The sequence below is a fragment of the Leisingera aquaemixtae genome (genome assembly GCF_006740765.1).
In the GTDB taxonomy this organism is placed as follows: Bacteria; Pseudomonadota; Alphaproteobacteria; order Rhodobacterales; family Rhodobacteraceae; genus Leisingera; species Leisingera aquaemixtae.
In genome coordinates this window covers 2,959,594-2,978,280 of sequence record NZ_CP041159.1, presented here as the reverse complement: position 1 = coordinate 2,978,280, position 18,687 = coordinate 2,959,594, and the positions used below count along the sequence as shown (strand labels likewise).

The following is an 18,687-nucleotide window of genomic DNA, read 5'->3' as shown; positions in this document are numbered from 1 at the left end:
GCCCGGCCTCCCGTTTAAGCGCTGTCAAACAGGCAAAAGGAGCAGGCGCATGGCGATGGAGTGGAACAGGCTGCTGAACCCGGGGCGGCTGTGCCGGCCGGAGTATGGCGAGAAACCGGGCCGCCCGGCCTATCTGCAGGACTACGACCGGATCCTGTTTTCGGAGCCATTCCGCCGCCTGGCGCAGAAAACCCAGGTGCACCCGCTGCATAACCATGACCACGTGCACCACCGGATGATCCACAGCATGGAAACCGCCAGCGTGGGCCGTTCGCTGGGCGCAGGGGTAGGGGCTGCGCTGGCGGAGCGCGGCAGCCTGGCAGCGGATCAGGTGGCGCGTCTGGCAGGCCACGTCGAGGCCGCCTGCCTGGTGCATGACATCGGCAACCCGCCGTTTGGCCACTCCGGCGAGGACAGCATCGGCGACTGGTTCGCGGCGCAGTTCCGGTCCGGCCGCGGCATCGCAGCAGAGGTGCCGCCGCACCTGCGCGCCGAGTTTGAGCATTTCGAGGGCAACGCGCAGGGTTTCCGCATCGTCGGGCGCTTGGAATACGCGCAGCAGCAGGGCGGGCTGCGGCTCAGCTATGCGACGCTGGGGGCGTTCATGAAATACCCCTGCACCCGTCTGGTGCGGGATGAGGCTGTTGGGGCCGGCAAGGCGCCCTATGTCGGCCTGAAGAAATTCGGTGTGTTCCAGTCGGACGCAGCGCTGTTTGAAGAGACCGCCGAGGCTCTGGGCCTTCCGGCCGAACCGGGCGGCTGGCGGCGGCGGCATCCGCTGGCCTTCCTGGTCGAGGCGGCGGATGACATCTGCTACCGCATTCTGGATATCGAGGACGCGGCCAGCATGGGCGATTTGGACCGTGCCGAGGTGGCCGGGGCACTGGAAGCGATCGTCGGAAAACCGAACGAGGACCGCGGCCTGCCGATGCGAGACCGCATCGGGCTGCTGCGCGCCTTTGCCATCGGCCAGTCGATCGACGCCGCCGTGACCGCCTTTCTGGAAAACTATGACGCCATCATGATGGGCGAATTCAACGACGGGCTGATGGAAGTGTCCTCCAAGGCGCAGGCCTTTGCCCGGCTGAAAGAGCTGTCAGAGCAGCGGATCTTTGTTGCCCGCCGCAAGACTGAACTGGAGATCACAGGGCGCCAGGTGCTGCACGCAGTGCTGGACCATTTCCACGGTCTTTACGGCGACCTGGCCGCGTGCGGCTGGGATGTCGAGGAACTGGAGGCAAGGCACGGCTATTGGGCCAAGCTGATCCGTGCCGTGGATCTGGACCTGCGCGGGGTGGAGGACGCCTATACGGCGATGCACGCGCTGGCTGATTTCGTCTCCGGCATGACGGACCGCTATGCGCTCAAGGTGCGGGATATGGTTGCGGGATCGGTGTCCCGCTAACCGGCCTTGGTGCCGCTGGCGGCCTCCCGCGCCTCGTCGCGCTTGCGCTGGGCCATCGTGTCGGTGATGCGGTTGGCCCAGCGGTTGTTCTCATCCGCCAGCGCCTTGATCTCTCGGGCAAGATAGGCAAAACCCAGACCCGCCTTGCCTGCCCGCGCGGCCTCGATCCCGGCGTTTATGGCCAGAATGGACAGCTTCTGCACCGACCGCAGGATGTTCTCGGCAAGATTGATGATCTCGGCGTTGGCCGCCTCGGTGCGGTTCAGCGTCTCCTGCAGTTCCCTGCGCAGGCTGACCTCGGCCGAGGCATCCACAACCAGCCCTTCCAGATAGATCATTTCACCGCTGTCGCTGAACACTGCGTTGCCGCGTTCGCGCACCCAGGTTTCGGAGCCATCGGGCCGGCTGAGCCGGTAGGCAACGTCCCAGTTCCCCCGCCTTTCGATGGCAGCATCCACATCGGCAAAGACGCGGTCGATATCCTCTGCATGGGTCAATCCGGCATAAGATACCTTTGCGTTTCCCAGAATGTCCGATTTCGGGCAGCCGCAGAGTTTTTCGACCTGTCCCGCCATGAATTTCATGGTGAAGTTCTCGTCATTGGCGCAGCGGTACACAAAAGCGCTTCCGGTGCTGAATATGCTGTTGAAAACCGTCAAAGCCTCTTTATCCACTTCGCCCTCCCCGGATGCGGCGCAAATATCGGTAAATCAGGCGCAAAGCTGCGCTTGCGGAAGATTTGCGCCGGAAGGGTTAAAGAAGTGTTTAGGGTAAAATTAATTTCCTTAAATGAAAAACCCCGGCGCAGGGCCGGGGTTTTCTTTCCTCAGGGGAATGCGGTCGGCCTCAGCCGATGGCCGCGGCCTTCACGTCGTCGTCGATGAACGGCAGATACTGTTCGAAGTTGTCGGAGAACATCTGCACCAGCTTGGCCGCCTGCGCGTCATAAGCCGACTTGTCGTCCCAGGTGCGGCGCGGATCCAGTAGCAGTTCCGGCACGCCCGGCACATTGACCGGCACGTCAAAGCCGAAGTTGGCGTCCTTGCGGAATTTCGCATCCGCCAACGAGCCGTCCAGCGCCGCGGTCAGCAGCGCGCGGGTGGCCTTGATCGGCATCCGGCTGCCGGTGCCATAGGCGCCGCCGGTCCAGCCGGTGTTCACCAGCCAGCAGGTCGCGCCGTGCTGGGCAATCTTCTCGCGCAAGAGGTTGCCGTAAACCTCCGGGCGGCGCGGCATGAAGGGCGCGCCAAAGCAGGTGGAGAAGGTCGGCTCCGGCTCGGTCACGCCGCGCTCGGTACCCGCCACCTTGGAGGTGAAGCCGGACAGGAAGTGGTACATCGCCTGCGCCGGGGTCAGCCGCGCGATCGGAGGCAGCACGCCGAAGGCATCGCAGGTCAGCATGATGATGTTCTTCGGGTGGCCGCCGCGGGCGCTGGACGATGCATTGGAGATGTAATGCAGCGGGTAGGCGCAGCGCATGTTGGCGGTCAGGCTGTCGTCGTTGAAATCCAGCTCTTTGGTCTCCGGATCGAACACCATGTTCTCGATCACGGTGCCGAACTTGGAGGTGGTGGCATAGATTTCCGGCTCTGCCTCGGGGTTCAGGTTGATGGTCTTGGCATAGCAGCCGCCTTCGAAGTTGAAGGTGCCGTTGTCGGCCCAGCCATGCTCGTCATCGCCGATCAGAACGCGGTCGGGGTCGGCGGACAGGGTGGTCTTGCCGGTGCCGCTAAGGCCAAAGAACACCGCCGTGTCGACCGGGTTGCCCTTGGCGTGGTTGGCGGAGCAGTGCATCGGCATGATGCCCTTTTCCGGCAGCAGGTAGTTCAGCAGGGTGAACACGGATTTCTTGTTCTCGCCTGCGTATTCGGTGCCGCCGATCAGGATCATCTTGCGGTCGAAGTTCATCGCGATGATCGTCTCGCTGCGGCAGTCGTGCCGCTTGGGATCGGCCTTGAAGCTGGGGCAGTTGATGACGGTGAAATCAGCGGTGAAATCATCCAGGTCTTCACGGTCCGGACGGCGCAGCATGGTGCGGATGAACAGGTTGTGCCAGGCCAGCTCGGTCACCATGCGGACGTTGATCGCATGTGCCGGGTCAGCGCCGCCCACCAGGTCCTGGACGAAGTAGTCCTTGCCCTTCATGTGCTCCAGCATGTCGGCATAAAGCGCATCAAAGCCTTCCGGGCTCATCGCCGCATTGTTGTCCCACCAGATGGTGTCGCGCACGCTGTCGGTTTTTACGACGTGTTTATCCTTGGGCGAGCGGCCGGTGAATTTGCCGGTGGTGACCAGGAAGGCGCCGCCATTGCCCAGCGTGCCTTCGCCGCGCTTCAGCGCGGCTTCGATCAGCGCCGGCTCCATGAAGTTGTAATAGACATTGCCCAGGCCCTCGATGCCCTGATCTTCGAGGCGGAATTGCGGGTTAACCCGTCCAGATGTCATGCGTTTTTTCTCCTGTGGCGGCGCGGGCGGCACGCAGGCTGCGCGGCTGCGCCATTGGGGCAATAGAAAACGGCGTCGCTGCCGGTGGCGCGGTCTTAACATGGCGTTTTAGGCGGTGAACAGGCCGGCTTACCCTAGTTAGCGCCACCAAGGCGATGTTTAGCGCAACCATTATTTGCAATGGCGAAAAGCGCCCGCTTGTTCAGCAGACGCTAAGGTATTTTTGCCCCAATAGAGTCCAAAGATCGCCGCGATTCCTCAAATGGGATTGATTCGGCGCATCAGAACGGCGATGAAGTTGGCTAAAACAAAACAGTGAACAGAGCAGATTAGGGGCAATTCCAATGTCAAAGATTGCTTTGGTTGACGATGACAGGAACATCCTGACATCGGTTTCCATGACGCTTGAGGCCGAGGGCTTTGAGGTCGAAACCTATAATGACGGCCAGGCGGCGCTGGATGCGTTCAACAAGAAGCTGCCCGATATGGCGGTGCTGGACATCAAGATGCCGCGCATGGATGGCATGGACCTGCTGCAGCGGCTGCGCCAGAAAACCCAGATGCCGGTGATCTTCCTGACCTCCAAGGACGACGAGATCGACGAGGTTCTGGGACTGCGGATGGGTGCTGACGACTATGTCAAGAAACCCTTCTCGCAGCGGCTCTTGGTGGAGCGGATCCGGGCGCTGTTGCGCCGTCAGGAGGCGATCAGCAGCGATGCCGCCGGCACCAGCAGCCCCGAGACGAAGGTGATGGAGCGGGGCAATCTGCGGATGGACCCGCTGCGCCACGCGGTCAGCTGGAAGGGCAAGGATGTGTCGCTGACGGTGACCGAATTCCTGTTGCTGCAGGCGCTGGCCCAGCGGCCGGGGTTTGTCAAAAGCCGCGACCAGCTGATGGATGTGGCCTATGATGACCAGGTTTATGTGGACGACCGCACCATCGACAGCCATATCAAGCGTCTGCGGAAGAAGATGCGCAGCGCGGATCCGGAATTTGCGGCAATCGAAACTCTTTATGGAATCGGTTACCGTTATAATGAAGAATAGGCGGCACGTTTAAGCGGGGCGCAAGCCCCCGGCCGGAGGAGTGGGCGCGTATGCGCGATACCAGCATAGTGCAACGCCAGCAGGGCGGCGATGTGGTCTTGGGGGAGGATTGGGTCACCCCCGAGCAATCCGTCACGCGGGAAATGCGGGTCAAACGCGCGCGCCGCGGGCTGCTGTCGCTCAAGGGTTCGCCGCTCACCCGCAAGATCATCACCTTCAACCTGATCGCGCTGATCATTCTGGTTTCTGGCATCCTCTATCTGAATTCCTCGCGCCAAAGCCTGGTGCAGCAGCGTGCCGGCGCGCTGGTCTCTGAGGCGATGCTCGCAGCCGACGTGTTTGAGGCGGAAATGCCGGCTGCAGGATCGGTCAGCTTTGCGGCCGGCGATGGCATCCAGGCCGAAGACACGCTGGCGCGTCTCAGCCTGCGCGGCGGCGTCGAGGCTTTTGTCTTCGACACCACCGGCAATCTGATTTCCAGCGTCAAGGGGGTCGACCGCAGCGATGCCCTGAATGTGCTGAATGACAGCGGCACCAGCAGGACGCTGATCAGCGATATGCTGTCTGCCCTGTGGGGCATTGCCGGCAGCAGCGCACCTGCTAGCGGCACGGAGGGTCCCGGCCCGTCGCTGGAGCAGCGGCTGGGCGGCCTGGTCGGCCAGGCGATGAACGGCGGCACCGGGGTTGAAACCGTGGTCGACACCACTGGCAGCCGGGTGATTTCTGCCGCGACACCGATCCTCCACAACGGGGCGGCCGTCGGCGTGATTGCCCTGACTTCGCCCACCGGCGAAGTGGACGCGCTGGTGCGCGGCGAGCAGGAGCGGGTGCTGCAGATGTTCGTTGTTGCCCTGCTGGTCTCGGTCGGCCTCAGCCTGGTGCTGGCCTCCACCATTGCCAACCCGCTGGCCGACCTCGCCGAGGCCGCTGAACTGGGCCGCGAGCGCGGCAGCCGCAAATCCAGCCCGGGCCGGATCCGCATTCCCGACCTCTCCGCCCGCCCCGATGAGATCGGCCGCCTCAGCCGGGCTTTGCGCGGCATGGTCAAGGCGTTGTATTCCCGCATCGACAGCAACGAACAGTTTGCTGCCGATGTGGCGCATGAAATCAAGAACCCTCTGGCCAGTTTGCAATCGGCCGTCGGCACCCTGCGCATGGTCAAGCGCGACGATCAGCGCGAGAAGCTGATGGATGTGATCGAACATGACGTGCGCCGCCTGGACCGGCTGGTCAGCGACATCTCCAATGCCTCGCGGCTCGACGCTGAACTGGTCAAGGAGGAGGAAGAGGAGTTCGACCTGCTGGCCATGCTGGGCAATCTGAACCAGTATCTGGGCGAGGACGCCCGCGCCAAGGGGATCGACTATATCACCGATCTTCCGGCCCAGCCGATTATGCTGCAAGGACTGGAGGCCCGGCTGGCACAGGTCTTTGTCAACCTGATCACCAACGCCATCTCCTTCTGCGAGGAGGGCGACGCCATCCGCGTCTGGGCGCGGCGCCGCGCCAACCGGGTGCTGGTGGTGGTCGAGGACACCGGCCCCGGCATCCCGGACCAGGCGCTGTCCAAGATCTTCAAACGCTTCTACTCGCAGCGCCCGATGGAGCATTTCGGCAATAACTCCGGCCTTGGCCTGGCGATCTCCAAGCAGATTGTCGAGGCGCATGGCGGCGTGATCTGGGCCGAAAACATCCGCCCGACTGAGGCCGATGTCACCTCCGAACCCCTGGGCGCGCGGTTCGTGGTTGGTCTGCCGGTGTAATCTATGCCTGAACCTGAAAGCCTCATCCTGCATGCCTCCTGCGTCGCACTGGAGGGGCGGGGGCTTTTGATCACCGGCACCTCCGGCCAGGGTAAGTCCGCGCTGGCGCTGCAGCTGATGGCCTTTGGCGCCCAGCTGGTGGCGGATGACCGGGTGCAGGTCCAGCTTCTGGACGGTCTGCTGGTCGCCAGCGCGCCGGAGCCGATCCGCGGGCTGATCGAGGCACGCTTTATGGGGCTGCTGCACGCGCAGATCCGCAGCCCGGTGCCAGTGGCGGCGCTGGTGGACCTCGACGAAACGGAAACCGAACGCCTGCCGGTGCGCCGCACAACCCGGCTTCTGGAGCAGGAGGTGGCCCGGCTCAGACGGGTGGACGGCGCCCATTTCGCCCCGGCCCTGATGCAATACCTCAGATGCGGAGCATTGGACCCGGATGCCTGAGCAGGTGAAACAGGCGGTGCCGGCGGTTCTGGTCACCGGCCCCTCCGGCGCAGGCCGGACCACGGCGATCAACGTGCTGGAGGATCTCGGGTTCGAGGCGATCGACAACCTGCCCCTGCGCCTCTTGCCCGGGCTGTTCGACGCCGCCGCTGCGCCGCGCCCGATGGCGCTGGGGCTGGACAGCCGCAACCGGGACTTCTCGCCGCGCGCGCTCTTGGATGTGATCGACATGCTGGGCGGCCGCGGCGAGCTGGAGCTGACCGTGCTCTATCTCGACGCACAGCCGGATGTGCTGCTGCGCCGTTATTCGGAAACCCGCCGCCGCCACCCGCTGGCGCCTGCCGAATCTCCAGGCGAAGGCGTGCGCCGCGAACTCGACCTGATGGGGCCGATCCGCGACCGGGCCGACATCCTGCTGGACACATCGGAGATGAACGTCCACCAGCTGAAGGCGGAGATTGAGCGCTGGTTCGCACCGGAGGGCAGGGCACTGGCGCTGTCTGTGCAAAGCTTCTCCTACAAGCGCGGCATGCCGCACGGCATCGATATGGTATTCGACTGCCGGTTCCTGGCGAACCCCTACTGGGAGCCGGCGCTGCGGCGGCTGAGCGGCGAGGACCGTGCGGTTCAGGACTACGTCAAGGCGGACCCCTTGTATGAGCCGTTCTTCACCCGGGTTCTGGACCTGACACGGCTGCTGCTGCCCGCCTACCGCCACGAAGGGAAGTCGCATCTTTCCATCGCCTTCGGCTGCACCGGCGGCCAGCACAGATCGGTGACGATGGCGGAAACCCTGGCCAAGGCCCTTGCGGAAGACGGCCAGCAAGTGTCAATTAGACACCGCGAGCTGCAAGGCCAGCAAAAAAGTGAGAGGCCGGGTTGATCGGGATTGTGATCGTTGCGCATGGCGGGCTGGCGAAGGAGTACCTCGCCGCGGTGGAACACGTTGTGGGTCCGCAGCCCAGCCTGGTGGCCATCGCCATCGGCCCCGATGACGACCGGGCGGCCAAGCAGGACGAGATTTGCGCCGCCGCCAATGAGGTCGACACCGGCGGCGGGGTTGTGGTTGTGACAGACCTGTTCGGCGGGTCGCCCTCCAACCTCAGCCTCAAGGCCTGCGCACCGCCCGACCGCCGCATTCTTTACGGGGCCAACCTTCCGATGCTGATCAAGCTGGCGAAATCCCGCCACTTGCCGGTGGCCGATGCGGTCCGGCAGGCCATGGAGGCCGGGCGCAAGTATATCAACGCGCAAAACGTAAACCCTGACGGGGAGCAGGCACACTAAATGGCTCTGAAGACGCTGAAAATCATCAACGAAAAAGGGCTGCACGCCCGCGCCTCGGCCAAGCTGGTAGAGGTGGTCGAAGGGTTTGACGCCTCGGCTGAGGTGATAAAGGACGGGCTGTCCGCCTCCGGTGACAGCATTATGGGCCTTTTGATGTTGGCAGCCTCGAAAGGAACGACTATTGACGTCGAGACTTCGGGGCCCGATGCTGATGCGCTGGCGCATGCGCTGGAGGCCCTGGTGGCCGACAAGTTCGGCGAGGGCTACTAAGCCCGCGCCGGCAGCGGAACGGGAAGAGCACATTGGCGGATACCGCACACGACAGGAACACCGGCATCGCATCGGAGACCGCTGAGCAGACGGGCGAGGTCTATGACCGCCGCACGCTGACCTATGCCAACTCCTTTGATGACCGCTGGACCTCCCTGGCGATCAAGACCATGGAATGGCTGACCGGCAAGCTGACGATCCTGCGCATGGTCAGCAAGTTCGAGAAGCAGAACGCCGAATACCGCGGCCAGAAGTTCTGGCGCGGGGCGCTCAACACCATGGGCATCGACCTGGAGACGCCGCAGGAGCAGATCGACAATATCCCGGCAGAGGGGCCAGTGGTGATCGTCGCCAACCACCCGCACGGCATGGTCGATGGCATGATCTTTGCCGATCTCATTGGCCGCCGCCGCCTCGACTACCGCATCCTGACCCGCTCGGTGCTGACCGGCCTGGACGAGGCTGCGACCTCCTTCATGATCCCGGTGCCCTTCCCGCATGACCCCGAAGCGCAGCGCAAGATGGTCGATATGCGGGCCAAGACCATGGCGTTCCTCAAGGAGGGCGGCGCGGTGGCGCTGTTCCCCTCGGGCGTGGTGATGTCGTCGGACAGCTGGTTCGGCCCCGCGATTGAGCGCGAATGGAACGTCTTCACCGCCCAGCTGATCCGCCGCTCCGGCGCCCGGGTGGTGCCGATCTACTTCCCCGGACATAATTCGCGCTGGTATCAGATCGCCTGCCAGATCTCGCCGATCCTGCGCCAGGGCCTTTTGCTGCATGAAATCGTGCGCTCCTGCAACAAGCCGCAGGCGCCGGTGGTCGGCAGGCCGCTGACGGACGCGCAGATGGAAAAGCTGCACAGCGACCCGCGCGGCTTCATGGCCTGGCTGCGCGAGCATACGCTCAGCCTCGGCAAAGACGGCTGATCAGGCTCCAGTTCTTCTTCTTCCTGGAAATATCCCGGGGGTGAATTGGCCGCGAGGTCAAGAGGGGGCCACGCCCCCTCCCGCTGCTTGGGATCAGCGCGTCGGCACCGGATTTTCGCCGCGGTAGTCGTAGAAGCCGCGCTGGGTCTTGCGGCCCAGCCAGCCGGCCTCCACGTATTTGGTCAGCAGCGGGCAGGGGCGGTATTTGGTGTCCGCCAGCCCGTCGTGCAGCACGTTCATGATCGCCAGGCAGGTATCCAGGCCGATGAAATCCGCCAGCTCCAGCGGCCCCATCGGATGGTTGGCGCCCAGCTTCATCGACTCGTCAATCGATTTGACGGAGCCGACACCCTCGTAGAGCGTATAGACCGCCTCGTTGATCATCGGCATCAGAATGCGGTTGACGATGAAGGCCGGAAAATCCTCTGCGCTGGCCGAGGTCTTGCCCAGCCGCGCCACCACTTCCTGGCAGGCGCTGAAGGTCGGCTCGTCGGTGGCAATGCCGCGGATCAGTTCGACCAGCTGCATCACCGGCACCGGGTTCATGAAATGGAACCCCATGAATCGCTCGGGGCGGTCGGTGCGGCTGGCCAGACGGGTGATCGAGATCGAAGACGTGTTGGACGTCAGGATGGTATGCGGCTTCAGATGCGGCTGCAGATCTTCGAAAATGGCCTGCTTCACGGTCTCACGCTCGGTGGCGGCTTCGATCACCAGATCGGTTGCGCCGACATCGGCCAGCTTCAGCGACGGCTGAATGCGGGCCAGCGCCGCTTTCATGTCCGCTTCAGCGATCTTACCCTTGCCGGCCTGGCGCTCCATGTTTTTGTGGATCAGGCTCAGCGCGCTGTCCAGCGCCTGCTGGCTGACGTCATTCAGCACAACATCATACCCGGCAAGCGCCATGACGTGGGCAATGCCATTGCCCATCTGCCCGGCGCCGATCACACCAACCTTCTGAATTTCCATGCCTCAGGCTCCCGAAATATCTGCCGCAACCTTACTGGCCGGGGAAGGGCGGGCACAAGAGCAGCTTGGGCGGATTTGAGGCAAATTCTCACTTTAGGGAAATTGCAATGGTTCGCCTTCAGAGTGAGTCTCGGGTGAAAAATTGGTGGTGAAATGAGCTATGAACTCAAAAGCGCGGGGGCGCTTTCGGGGGAACCATGCAGATATGGGGAATCCCGGCTGCTGGTGCGGGGGCCGCAACGGTCCTTGGCCGAGCCTTACGTTGCTTTTCTAGGCGGAACCGAAGTTTACGGGCGATTCGTTGAATTTCCCTTTGTCGACTCCCTGCAAAGCCGGCTGGGCGTGGATTGCATCAACCTCGGCAGCGTGAATGCCGGGCTGGACAGTTTCGCGCAGGATGAGACCCTGACCGGCATCGCCAGGGGCGCGCAGGTCTCGGTGGTGCAAATGCTGGGCGCGCAGAACATCTCGAACCCTTATTACCGGGTGCATCCGCGCCGCAATGACCGCTTTTTGCAGGCGCAGCCCGCGCTTAAGGCGCTGTATCCGGAGGTGGACTTTACCGAATTCCACTTTAACAAGCATCTGCTCTGCACGTTGCGGGACATCTCCGGCCAGCGGTTCGAACAGGTGCGCGAACAGCTGCAGCGCAGCTGGATCGAACGGATGAGCAGGCTGATCGAGGCGCTGGAGGGCCGCGTGCTGCTGCTGTGGCTGCGCTATCATCTGGAGGCGGATGCCGGTTTCCCGGATGAGCCGGTTCTGGTGGACCGCGCGATGGCCGATGCTTTGCGCCCCAAGGTGCAGGGGATCCTGGAATTCCGGGCCGAATCCGCGGCAGCCGCGCGCGATATTGCCGGCATGGTGTTCGGCCAGATGGAGCTGCCGGCAGCACGCCACATGATCGGGCCGAAAGAGCATTTGCGCATCGCTGATGCCCTGGCCGGCTGCCTGGAACCGATGCTTCCGCGAAAATAGAACCTGCGTGCGGAACGCAAAAAGGCCCGCCATTTGGCGGGCCTTTCTGTTTCTTCAGCGGTCTAGCGGGGCTTAGCCCAGCTTCTCGGTCAGCGCCGGGACGGCGTCGAACAGGTCGGCAACCAGGCCGAAGTCCGCAACCTGGAAGATCGGTGCTTCTTCGTCCTTGTTGATCGCCACGATGACCTTGGAGTCCTTCATGCCCGCCAGGTGCTGGATCGCACCGGAGATGCCGACGGCGACATACAGGTCCGGGGCGACGACCTTGCCGGTCTGACCCACCTGCCAGTCGTTCGGGGCATAGCCCGAGTCGACCGCCGCGCGGGATGCGCCAACGGCTGCGCCCAGCTTGTCGGCCAGGTTTTCGATCAGTTTGAAGTTTTCCTCGGAGCCAACGCCGCGGCCGCCGGAGACAACGATGCCGGCCGAAGTCAGCTCGGGGCGGTCGCTTGCGGCAACCTTGTCTTCGATCCATTCGGACAGGCCCGGGTTTTCCGCCGCAGAGATGGTCTCAACCGATGCCGAGCCGCCTTCGCCAGCTGCGTCGAAGGACGCGGTGCGGAAGGAGACGACTTTCTTGGCGTCTTTCGATTTCACGGTCTGGATCGCGTTGCCGGCATAGATCGGGCGCTCGAAGGTGTCGCCGTCGACAACACCGGACACGTCCGAGATCACCATCACGTCCAAGAGCGCGGCGACGCGCGGCAGAACGTTCTTGGCGTCGGTGGTGGCCGGAGCAACGATGTGCTCATAGTCAGACGCCAGGCCGGCGATCAGCGCGGCGGTCGGCTCCGCCAGGCGGTGGCCCAGCGATGCGTCCTCGGCGACCAGCACCTTGGACACGCCTGCGATCTTGGCAGCTTCTTCGCCAGCCGCAGCAGCTGAGGCGCCAGCGGCCAGAACGGTCACGTCACCCAGCTTGGAAGCTGCAGCCACGGCTTTGGCGGTTGCGTCCATCGACAGCGCGCCGTCGGTCACTTCAGCAAGGAGAAGAACAGCCATTACACAGCCCCCGCTTCTTTGAGTTTCTCAACCAGCTCGTCGACGGAGCCGACGATGATGCCTGCGGCGCGTGCCGGCGGCTCTTTGGTTTCGACGATTTCCAGGCGCGGCGTGACGTCGACGCCGTAATCGGCGGCGGTTTTCTCGTCCAGCGGCTTTTTCTTCGCCTTCATGATGTTCGGCAGCGACGCATAGCGCGGCTCGTTCAGGCGCAGGTCCACGGTGATGATGGCGGGCATCTTCACGGAAATGGTCTGCAGGCCGCCGTCGACCTCGCGGGTAACCTTGGCGGTTTCGCCCTCGATGTCCAGCTCGGAGGCGAAGGTGCCCTGGGACCAGCCCAGCAGCGCCGACAGCATCTGGCCGGTGGCGTTCATGTCGTTGTCGATCGCCTGCTTGCCGCAGAGCACGATGCCGGGCTGCTCTTCCTCGACCACTTTGGCCAGGATTTTGGCAACGGCCAGCGGCTCGATGTCGGTGTGCACGTCGTCGGCAGCAACCACCAGGATGGCGCGGTCTGCGCCCATCGCCAGCGCGGTGCGCAGGGTTTCCTGGGCCTGCTTCACGCCGATCGAAACCGCAACGACCTCGTCAGCCTTGCCGGCTTCCTTCAGGCGGATGGCTTCTTCAACGGCGATTTCGTCGAAGGGGTTCATCGACATTTTAACGTTGGCGAGATCGACACCGCTGCCGTCCGCTTTGACGCGGACTTTCACGTTGTAGTCAATCACGCGTTTGACAGGCACAAGTACCTTCATTTTGCGTTCTCTCCTTAACAAACGGCAAGCCGCCCAGGGCGACTCCCCCTCTATGCTCTCGCAGCGTTGATACCGGCTGGTGTGCGCCTGCAACAGGGCAAAATCGTCACGTTAGCGCACGCCGACGTCGCGTATGCTCATTTGGAACATCATTTTTGCAAGAATGTTTCCGCTGGGAAATCCGCCTGCCGCAACGGCAGAACGTTGCTGCCGCGACGGCAGGACGCCGCTGCCGCAGCGGCAGGGCGGCGCTGCCGCACATGACGCGTTTGGCGCCGGATTCGCCAGAATCCGGCGCCAAAGGGCGAATCAGGGAAGGAACAGACCTGGGATCAGACCGGGGCAGGGGCGCCTCAGCGGTTGGCGCCGGGAACCCACAGGACGTCGTCCTTGCCGCCGTTGTTGGCGGTGCGGGCGGCGACAAAGAACCAGTCGCTGAGGCGGTTCAGGTATTTCACAGCCGCGGGGTTCACGTCCTCTGTTGTGCTGAGGTCGGTGGCCAGACGTTCGGCCCGGCGGGCGACGGTGCGGCAGACATGCAGATGCGCCGCCAGTTTCGAGCCGCCCGGCAGGATGAAGCTGCGCAGCGCCTCCAGATCCTTGTTCATGACGTCGATCTCACCTTCCAGCCGCTCGACCTGCGCCGCCACAACCCGCAGCGGCGGGTATTCGGCGTCCGCATCCTGTGCCATTTCCGGACGGCACAAGTCGGCGCCGAGGTCGAACAAATCGTTCTGAATGCGCGCCAGGGCGGCGTCCATCTCGCCGTCTGCCTCCAGCCGGGCCACGCCGACAAAAGAGTTCAGCTCATCCGAGGTGCCATAGGCGTTCACGCGGGCCGAATGCTTGGCCACCCGCTCGCCGTTGCCCAGGGCGGTTTCGCCCTTGTCGCCGGTACGCGTGTAAATCTTGTTCAGGACGACCATCGCCGCTTATCCTCCCTGGTTGCGCAGATAGACGTAGGACAGCACCAGCACCACCGCAATGAACTGAAACAGGATGCGCAGGCGCATCATCTTGTTTGCATTGCGGCGGTTGAACTCGCCGCCCTTGCCAAAGCCGCCAATGCCGATGACCAGCGCCACAACCACAGCCGCCACGGCTGCCAGTGCCAGATAATACAGCGGATCGCTCATTCTGTCCCCCAAGCGTATCAATTCTGTTGGCCCCGTCTACCCCGCGCGGCAGCCGAAGGCGACCGCGAATCCGCTATCCGAGCCGCACCAGGATGCGGTCAATTGCCCTTGTGCTGAGGATGCGGCGCAGGACGCCCGCGATATGGGTCGGGGCGGTCACATAATAGCGCGGCCGCGGGCGGCGGGATTCGCAGGCATGCGCCAGCTTGGCGGTGACGGCAGAGGCCGGCAGCTCGAACCGGTCCGGGCCGCGGCTCTCATAAAGCCGCTTCAGCAGCCGCTGTTCGTAAAGCTCGCGCAGCGGCGAGGCTTTCCAGTCGATGAACCGCTCGAAATACGGGATCGACTTTTCCCGGATCTTCGACGTCACCGGCCCCGGTTCAATCAGCACCATGTGGATGCCGGACCCCTTCAGCTCGACCCGCAGGGTGTCGGTCAGCCCTTCCAGCGCGTATTTCGTCGCCACATAGGCGCCGCGCCACGGAAAGGAGACAAAGCCTAGGATCGAGGAGTTCTGCACGATCCGCCCGTGCCCCTGCGCCCGCATAACCGGGATTACCTGCCGGGTCAGCTCGTGCCAGCCAAAGAAATTCGCTTCGAAAATCGTCCGCAGGGCGTCGGTGGGCAAGTCCTCCACCGCGCCTGGCAAGCCGTGCGCGCCGTTGTTGAACAGCGCATCCAGTGTGCCGCCGGTGGCCGCCAGCACCTCTGCCAGGCCGGACTCGATGCTGCCAGGATCAGTGTAATCAATGCGCGGGCTTTCAAACCCTTCGGCGCGCATCCGGTCGCAATCGCGCTGCTGGCGGCAGGAGGCAAAAACCCGCCATCCCCGCTCCCGCATTCCCCGCGCCGCATCCAGGCCGATGCCGGAGGAGCAGCCGGTAATCAGGATGGTTTTTTTCATGCGAAACGCCCTTCGACCCGGATTGCCCGGGGCCAGTTATGGGCGTTTCTTGCTCACCAGGGAAGCGGCAATCCAGCCGACAATGCCCTTTTCGGGCGCGCGCAGATGCAGCCAGCCGGTGCCGGTGTCCTCGATCACGATGACCTCTTCACCGGCCAGAAGCCGGGCGAGCACCGGATAGTTGGTGCCCGGTCCCTGGCGCATGTTCACCCGCGACGCGCGGATCCGGCGGCGGTCGATGACCGGTTCCGCAGCAGGTTCTGCCGCCGCGGCAGGGACCTCAGCAGTCTGCGGGGCGGGGGCTGCCGTGATCGCGGCCAGGCCGCCATCCAGAGAGGCGAGCTGCAGCGTGCCGCCGCCGGAGCCGACCGAGAATGCGGACTGGGTGGAGGCAAGGACGCTGGACGCGCTGACCAATTGCGCGGCTGCCACACGCTGCCGCAGCGCCGGGTCAGCCTTGGGGCGCACCGGCGATTTCGCCTGTGACCGGCGGGTCAGCACAGGCTGGGCCTTTAGGGAGGCCGCGGTGATTCTGGCAGTTTCGGGCGCGCTTGTGCTTGGTTTGGCAGCGGCGACCGGTTCAGGCCGCTGAGGCGGTTCAAAATCCGCTCCGCCGCTCAGCTCATAAAATCCCCACCCAAGAAAAGCGAAGGACAACATAACAAATCGCGACATAACCAGGTCCCCCCAGACCAAAAATAAACAGGCAAATCCAATGACCCGCAAAAGGCCGCTGCCCTGATTGCAAGAGTTTGGAAAGTAACGCGCGGCGCGGCTGCCTGGTTCCATTCTATCTAGGGCAAGTTACCGTCCGGGAAACAGGGGAGACTCTTCTGTCTTCTCCCCCGCGCCCTGCAGCCGGGCGGCAAACCTGTGCGAATTTCGCGCACGCCCGCTTTACCAATTCCGGCGGCGGCAGTATCACGATTTCATGACCGACCTGGTAGAAGATCCCGACATGCCGTCTGCCCCTGAACAGGGTGAAATCCTGGAACCGCTGCGCCGCGCCATTGGCGAGCGCTATCTGACCTATGCGCTCAGCACCATCATGCACCGGGCGCTGCCCGACGCGCGTGACGGGCTGAAGCCGGTGCACCGGCGCATTCTCTATGCGATGAACCGCCTGCGGCTCAGCTCCACTGGCGGCTTCCTGAAGTCGGCCAAGATCTCCGGCGACACCATGGGCGACTTCCACCCCCACGGCGACGCCGCGATCTATGACGCGATGGCGCGCCTGGCGCAGGACTTCAACGTCCGCTACCCGCTGGTCGACGGCCAGGGCAACTTCGGCAACATCGACGGCGACAACCCGGCGGCGTCGCGCTACACCGAAGCGCGGATGACCTTCGTGGCCGAGGCGATGCTGGACGGCCTCAACGAGGATGCGGTCGATTTCCGCGACAACTACGACGGCCGCCTGACCGAACCGGCGGTGCTGCCCGCGACCTTCCCGAACATTCTGGCCAATGGTGCCGCCGGCATTGCGGTGGGCATGGCCACCAACATCCCGCCCCACAACATTGCCGAGCTGATCGACGCCTGCCTGCATCTGATCAAGACACCGGATGCCCGCGATGACACGCTGCTGAACTATGTGCCCGGCCCGGACTTTCCCACCGGCGGTATCATCGTCGAGCCCAAGGAAAACATCGCCAAGGCCTACAGCACCGGCCGCGGCTCCTTCCGCCTGCGCTGCAAGCATGAGGTCGAGGACCTGGGCCGCGGCCAGTGGCAGATCGTCGTCACCGAGATCCCCTATCAGGTCCAGAAGTCCAAGCTGATCGAGAAGATCGCCGAGCTGATCCAGACCAAGAAGGTGCCGATCCTCGCCGATGTGCGCGACGAATCGGCGGATGACATCCGCATCATCCTGGAACCCAAGTCCAAGAACGTGGACCCCGAGGTTCTGATGAACATGATGTTCCGCAACTCGGACCTGGAAATCCGCTTCAGCCTCAACATGAACGTGCTGATCGACGGCGTGACCCCCAAGGTCTGCTCGATGAAGGAGGTGCTGCGCGCCTTCCTCGACCACCGCCGCGACGTGCTGCAGCGCCGCTCGCGCCACCGGATGGAAAAGATCGACCACCGGCTGGAGGTGCTCGAAGGTTTCATCATTGCCTTCCTGAACCTCGACCGGGTGATCGACATCATCCGTTATGACGAGGACCCGAAGGCCGCGCTGATCCGCGAGGACTGGAGCAAGGACCACCCGCGCGCCCTCACCGAGGCCGATTACATCACCCCAGCGCAAGGCGTCGGCGAGCTGACAGAGGTGCAGGCCGAGGCGATCCTCAACATGCGCCTGCGGTCTTTGCGCACGCTGGAAGAGATCGAACTGACCCGCGAGCGCGACGCCCTGCGCGAGGAGCGCGCCGGGCTGGTGGACCTGCTGGCCTCCGAAGAACTCCAGTGGTCCCGCATCTCCGAGCAGCTGAAGGAAACCAAGAAACAGTTCGGCAAGGACTACGAAGGCGGCGCCCGCCGCACGCTGTTCGCCGAAGCAGGCGAGGCCGAAGACGTGCCGCTTGAGGCGATGATCGACCGCGAGCCGATCACCGTGGTCTGCTCCCAGATGGGCTGGATCCGCGCCATGACCGGCCATATCGACCTCAGCCGCGAGCTGAAGTTTAAGGACGGCGACGCCCCGCGCTTCATCTTCCACGCGGAAACCACCGACAAGCTCTTGGTGTTCGGTTCCAACGGCCGCTTCTACACCCTGTCGGCGGCCAACCTGCCGGGCGGCCGCGGCATGGGCGAACCGCTGCGCCTGATCGTCGACCTGCCGAACGAGGCGGAGATCGTCGACCTGCTCATCCACAACCCGGAAGGCCGCCTGCTGGTCGCCTCGGATGCGGGCAACGGCTTCATCTGCGCCGAGAAAGAAATCGTCGCCCAGACCCGCAGCGGCAAACAGGTGCTGAACGTCAAGGACGACGAGCGCGCCAAGGTCTGTATCCCGGTGGAGGGCGACCACGTCGCTGTGGTCTCCGAGAACGGCAAGTTCCTGGTCTTCGCGGTCGAGGAGATGCCCGAGCTGACCCGCGGCAAGGGCGTGCGCCTGCAGAAATACAACATGGCCCGCGGCAAACAGGGCTCGCTGGAGCTGGACGGCGGTCTCAGCGACATCACCACCTTCAACTGGGATGACGGGCTCAAGTGGGAAATGGGCGGCGGCAAGACCCGCCACGCGGCCGACCTCGGCGAATGGCTGGGCAAGCGCGCCAGCGTCGGCAAGCGTCCGCCGCACGGCTTCCCGCGGAGCTACAAGTTCAAATAGGCAGCGGATTTTCCTGCCAGCCTGTGCCCCCCGCGCCACCTGCGCGGGGGTTCCTGTTCAGGGGTCTTTACCCG

At 63.8% G+C, this 18,687-nt stretch carries 19 protein-coding genes; 10 read left to right on the top strand and 9 right to left on the bottom strand.

The window, feature by feature from the left end; genetic code table 11:
• Window positions 1–49 precede the first annotated feature (49 nt).
• The gene (gene dgt / locus R2C4_RS16255; RefSeq protein WP_208764496.1) at window positions 50–1,405 is read left to right on the top strand and encodes a dGTP triphosphohydrolase; all 1,356 of its coding nucleotides are present in this window, start codon (window positions 50–52) and stop codon (window positions 1,403–1,405) included.
• Here dgt and R2C4_RS21480 read toward each other — a convergent pair.
• Window positions 1,402–2,079 carry a methyl-accepting chemotaxis protein gene (locus R2C4_RS21480; protein ID WP_141891431.1) on the bottom strand — a complete coding sequence of 226 codons (678 nt, stop codon included), beginning with the start codon at window positions 2,077–2,079 and terminating at the stop codon, window positions 1,402–1,404. The genes dgt and R2C4_RS21480 overlap by 4 nt on opposite strands.
• A gap of 172 nt (window positions 2,080–2,251) precedes the next feature.
• Window positions 2,252–3,850: a phosphoenolpyruvate carboxykinase gene (locus R2C4_RS16245; RefSeq protein WP_141891430.1), complete on the bottom strand. Its 1,599-nt coding sequence runs from the start codon at window positions 3,848–3,850 to the stop codon at window positions 2,252–2,254.
• 344 nt (window positions 3,851–4,194) lie between these two features.
• Between R2C4_RS16245 and R2C4_RS16240 the strand changes: the two genes are divergently transcribed.
• From R2C4_RS16240 to R2C4_RS16210, 7 genes are read left to right on the top strand one after another with little or no spacing between them, the layout of a single operon-like run.
• Entirely contained in the window at window positions 4,195–4,899 is a 705-nt protein-coding gene (locus R2C4_RS16240) for a response regulator transcription factor (RefSeq protein ID WP_008555485.1), read from the top strand.
• Between the two features lie 50 nt (window positions 4,900–4,949).
• Complete coding sequence (locus tag R2C4_RS16235; RefSeq protein ID WP_141891429.1) at window positions 4,950–6,662, top strand: sensor histidine kinase; 1,713 nt, start codon at window positions 4,950–4,952, stop codon at window positions 6,660–6,662.
• 3 nt (window positions 6,663–6,665) lie between these two features.
• Complete coding sequence (locus tag R2C4_RS16230; protein ID WP_141891428.1) at window positions 6,666–7,103, top strand: HPr kinase/phosphorylase; 438 nt, start codon at window positions 6,666–6,668, stop codon at window positions 7,101–7,103.
• Window positions 7,096–7,986: an RNase adapter RapZ gene (gene rapZ, locus R2C4_RS16225; protein ID WP_141891427.1), complete on the top strand. Its 891-nt coding sequence runs from the start codon at window positions 7,096–7,098 to the stop codon at window positions 7,984–7,986. Before R2C4_RS16230 ends, rapZ begins: the two co-directional genes overlap by 8 nt.
• A complete protein-coding gene (locus R2C4_RS16220) occupies window positions 7,983–8,390 on the top strand; it encodes a PTS sugar transporter subunit IIA (RefSeq protein WP_058286518.1) in 408 nt (135 codons plus the stop codon). Before rapZ ends, R2C4_RS16220 begins: the two co-directional genes overlap by 4 nt.
• Window positions 8,391–8,660, top strand: a complete 270-nt coding sequence (locus R2C4_RS16215) for an HPr family phosphocarrier protein (protein WP_027235562.1) — start codon at window positions 8,391–8,393, stop codon at window positions 8,658–8,660.
• Window positions 8,661–8,692: 32 nt separating this feature from the next.
• Window positions 8,693–9,586 (top strand): lysophospholipid acyltransferase family protein, encoded by an 894-nt coding sequence (locus tag R2C4_RS16210; RefSeq protein ID WP_141891426.1) that lies wholly within the window; start codon window positions 8,693–8,695, stop codon window positions 9,584–9,586.
• 93 nt (window positions 9,587–9,679) lie between these two features.
• On the opposite strand, the gene R2C4_RS16205 is transcribed toward R2C4_RS16210, so the two are convergent.
• Window positions 9,680–10,555, bottom strand: coding sequence for a 3-hydroxybutyryl-CoA dehydrogenase (locus R2C4_RS16205; protein WP_141891425.1), 876 nt, complete (start codon window positions 10,553–10,555; stop codon window positions 9,680–9,682).
• A 153-nt stretch (window positions 10,556–10,708) separates the two neighbouring features.
• Here R2C4_RS16205 and R2C4_RS16200 point away from each other — a divergent pair, with 153 nt between their 5' ends.
• On the top strand, window positions 10,709–11,533 hold the full coding sequence (locus R2C4_RS16200) for a DUF6473 family protein (RefSeq protein WP_141891424.1): 825 nt from the start codon (window positions 10,709–10,711) through the stop codon (window positions 11,531–11,533).
• 72 nt (window positions 11,534–11,605) lie between these two features.
• On the opposite strand, the gene R2C4_RS16195 is transcribed toward R2C4_RS16200, so the two are convergent.
• The 6 genes from R2C4_RS16195 to R2C4_RS16170 form a co-directional block, all read right to left on the bottom strand.
• Window positions 11,606–12,535 (bottom strand): electron transfer flavoprotein subunit alpha/FixB family protein, encoded by a 930-nt coding sequence (locus tag R2C4_RS16195; RefSeq protein ID WP_058286522.1) that lies wholly within the window; start codon window positions 12,533–12,535, stop codon window positions 11,606–11,608.
• Window positions 12,535–13,293, bottom strand: coding sequence for an electron transfer flavoprotein subunit beta/FixA family protein (locus R2C4_RS16190; protein WP_141891423.1), 759 nt, complete (start codon window positions 13,291–13,293; stop codon window positions 12,535–12,537). Before R2C4_RS16190 ends, R2C4_RS16195 begins: the two co-directional genes overlap by 1 nt.
• Window positions 13,294–13,646: 353 nt before the next feature.
• Entirely contained in the window at window positions 13,647–14,219 is a 573-nt protein-coding gene (locus R2C4_RS16185) for a cob(I)yrinic acid a,c-diamide adenosyltransferase (RefSeq protein WP_141891422.1), read from the bottom strand.
• A gap of 6 nt (window positions 14,220–14,225) precedes the next feature.
• A complete protein-coding gene (locus R2C4_RS16180; protein ID WP_008553684.1) occupies window positions 14,226–14,429 on the bottom strand; it encodes a twin transmembrane helix small protein in 204 nt (67 codons plus the stop codon).
• A 73-nt stretch (window positions 14,430–14,502) separates the two neighbouring features.
• Window positions 14,503–15,333, bottom strand: coding sequence for an SDR family NAD(P)-dependent oxidoreductase (locus R2C4_RS16175; protein WP_141891421.1), 831 nt, complete (start codon window positions 15,331–15,333; stop codon window positions 14,503–14,505).
• Between the two features lie 36 nt (window positions 15,334–15,369).
• On the bottom strand, window positions 15,370–15,834 hold the full coding sequence (locus R2C4_RS16170) for an SH3 domain-containing protein (RefSeq protein ID WP_244940740.1): 465 nt from the start codon (window positions 15,832–15,834) through the stop codon (window positions 15,370–15,372).
• A gap of 430 nt (window positions 15,835–16,264) precedes the next feature.
• On the opposite strand from R2C4_RS16170, the gene parC reads away from it, so the two are divergent.
• The gene (parC, locus tag R2C4_RS16165) at window positions 16,265–18,613 is read left to right on the top strand and encodes a DNA topoisomerase IV subunit A (protein WP_141891419.1); all 2,349 of its coding nucleotides are present in this window, start codon (window positions 16,265–16,267) and stop codon (window positions 18,611–18,613) included.
• The last annotated feature ends 74 nt before the right edge of the window (window positions 18,614–18,687 follow it).